Consider the following 2,607-nt stretch of genomic DNA (forward strand, 5'->3'; position numbering starts at 1 on the left):
TCACAAGGTCGCGCGAGGAACTGGCTGAATGGATCGGCGCCCGTGCCTCGGCCGGACGCATGGTGCCGAAGGGATTCCCGAGGACGGGGAAATTTGGGTAGCGAGTGAAGCTGCCGATCCCCCCTCGTGGGGGAGATGCCCGGGGAGAGGGGGGCGCTGTCCCGCCGACGGTCGAGTTCACAGATACTCGATTGGTTTGCGGCCCACGGTCCAAATCCAAGGCCGCGATCCTTCACACCCCCCTCTGTCCTGCCGGGCCTCCCCCACGAGGGGGGAGATTGGCAGCTTCACCATCTCATTTGGACTATCGTCACGATTGCTGCACTATATCAGTGCATAGACAGGAGGGGTGTTTGGGAGAGCCAGGCGTTTGAAGGAAGCAAGAATCCAGAAACCGGAACGGCAGCAGCGCCTCTTCGGCCTGTCGACGCCGCTCAGGGCAGCCGTCATCCCGCCGCTGTCGGCGGCACGCTGGCTGCTGGTGCTGATCGTTGCCGCCGGCGTCTATTTCTTCCACGGCTTCCTGTTTCCGGTGCTGGCGGCGCTCGTCATCGCTTTCGCCAGCTGGCCGCTCTACCGCCGCCTGCTTGTCGCGGTCGGCGGCAACCGCACCATCGCCGCGACCTTCGCCATCCTGTTCATCCTCGCCTTCCTGGTGATCCCGATCGCGCTCGCCGGCACCTATGCGATCAACGAGGTCCGCGAATGGGTCGCCTGGGCGATCGAGACCAACCGCCACGGCGCGGTGACGCCACACTGGATCGCCACCATGCCTGTCGTGGGCGAGTGGCTGAACGAACAGTGGACCACCAATTTCGGCCATCCCGGCGGCATTGGTGAGCTGATCCAGCTGGTCAGCGGCGCTAATATCGGCAGCATCTATCGTGGCGTGCTGGCCGCAGGCGGCAGTGCTTTCGGCCTGCTGTTGACGCTGCTGTTCATGATGATCGCGCTGTTCTTCGCCTATCGCGACGGCGAGCACTTTGCCGGCCAGGTCGACCGTCTCGGCGAGCGCATCCTGCCGGCCAGATGGGAGCGGATCTCGCGCGTCGTGCCGGCGACGATCTCGTCGACGGTGACCGGCATGACCGTCATCGCCATCGGCGAGGGCCTGGTGCTGGGCATCGCCTACTGGCTGGCCGGCGTGCCGTCGCCGGTCACACTCGGCGCCCTGACCGGCGTCATGGCGCTCATCCCGGGCGGTGCACCGCTGTCGTTCACGCTGGTCTCGATCTACCTCGCCGCCAGCGGCTCGCCGATGGCCGGGCTGGCGCTGTTCCTCTGGGGGGCGGTCGAACTGTTCATCGTCGACAAGACATTGCGCCCCAAGCTCGTCGGTGGCCCGATAAAACTGCCCTTCCTGCCGACTTTTTTCGGTCTGATCGGCGGCGTCAAGACCATGGGGTTTCTCGGCCTGTTCATCGGCCCGGTGCTGATGGCCCTGCTGGTGGCTATCTGGCGCGAATGGCTGCGCGAGGTGGAAATGGCGGAAGACGTCGTTCCCGATGGCGTCGCCGAGATCGAAGGCAGCCCGCCGCAGATCGAAATTGTCGCCGAGAAAAAGGCCCGGGCATGATCTTCGGGATCCAAGCGCGACTCACCTGACGTCGGTCTACGCATGTTTTTGCGATTTGTTCTGCCAAGAATTATTGAGGGAATGCAGGCGCGCGAAGGTTTTTTTGGCGCTGCCTACGAATTGCGAGGCCAACCTGATATCGATCAACACACGTTAGATCGGCTGGAAGATAGTCTCGCCTGGTTTCGACAGAACCTTGCGGTACCGCCACGTTTCAACCTCTCAAGATCGAAAGGTTTTTACCGGAAACAGACGACCCAAGGATTAAGCTGGTTCAAGCCAACGGCAACGGACCATTTGGCAAGGGCTTATGACCTCGCGGCGCTCCTTGGGCGGCATGGGCATCATGTCGAGGTCATGAAGAGTTCCCGTCTGGGATATGTTGTTTACGAGGACGAATACCAGATAATCGCAGAGCCTTTTTCAGATACGGCAACGCGTTGATTGCGCTTGCGTGCGCTGCAGGTCTGGAACGACTGCCGTCCACTCTCTAGGCCGGGTGAGCGACGGCGAGCGTCGCTCGGCGCTTGCGGCCCTCATGCAGTTGCCACAGCGAATGCGCAGTCAGCGTGACGATCAGGATCCCGCCGCCGATCAGGCTGTTGCGGGTCGGTGCCTCGGCAAAGATCATCCACACCCAGACCGGCGCCAGCACCGTTTCGAGCAGGTAGAACATCGCCACTTCCGGTCCTGAAATGTATTTCGGCCCGGCGGCAAGGCAGAAGAACGAGATCGGCATGATGATGGCGCCGTTGAAGACGATCCACCATGGCGCGTTCACATGAAAGCCTTCGCCTGACACCATGAAGACCGCCAGCGCGAGCGGCAGAAGGACGCCGACGAGCGAGGTGAATCCCATGTCCTTGCCGCTGGCGCGCGAGATGGTGATGGCCACCGCGATGAAGAAGGCCGAGCACAGCGCCATGAAATCGCCGAACAGCTTGCCGGTGCCGACCGAGCCGCCGACGATGACCAGCACGCCGAGGATCATGATCGCCATCGCCGCGATGGTCACCAGCCGCGGCCTCTCG

At 62.7% G+C, this 2,607-nt stretch carries 3 protein-coding genes; 2 read left to right on the forward strand and 1 reads right to left on the reverse strand.

The annotated features are described in order from the left end of the window. The first annotated feature begins 370 nt into the window (after positions 1-370). Both EN914_RS31615 and EN914_RS31620 read left to right on the forward strand, forming a co-directional pair. The gene (locus EN914_RS31615) at positions 371-1,576 is read left to right on the forward strand and encodes an AI-2E family transporter (RefSeq protein WP_024504698.1); all 1,206 of its coding nucleotides are present in this window, start codon (positions 371-373) and stop codon (positions 1,574-1,576) included. Positions 1,577-1,618: 42 nt separating this feature from the next. Continuing rightward, positions 1,619-2,020: a hypothetical protein gene (locus tag EN914_RS31620; protein ID WP_013532276.1), complete on the forward strand. Its 402-nt coding sequence runs from the start codon at positions 1,619-1,621 to the stop codon at positions 2,018-2,020. A gap of 46 nt (positions 2,021-2,066) precedes the next feature. Here EN914_RS31620 and EN914_RS31625 read toward each other — a convergent pair. Then, on the reverse strand, positions 2,067-2,607 hold a 541-nt coding region (locus tag EN914_RS31625; protein ID WP_164779052.1), incomplete at its 5' end, for a DMT family transporter.

Source organism: Mesorhizobium sp. M7A.F.Ca.CA.001.08.2.1, from assembly GCF_003998455.1.
Lineage (GTDB): Bacteria > Pseudomonadota > Alphaproteobacteria > Rhizobiales > Rhizobiaceae > Mesorhizobium > Mesorhizobium ciceri.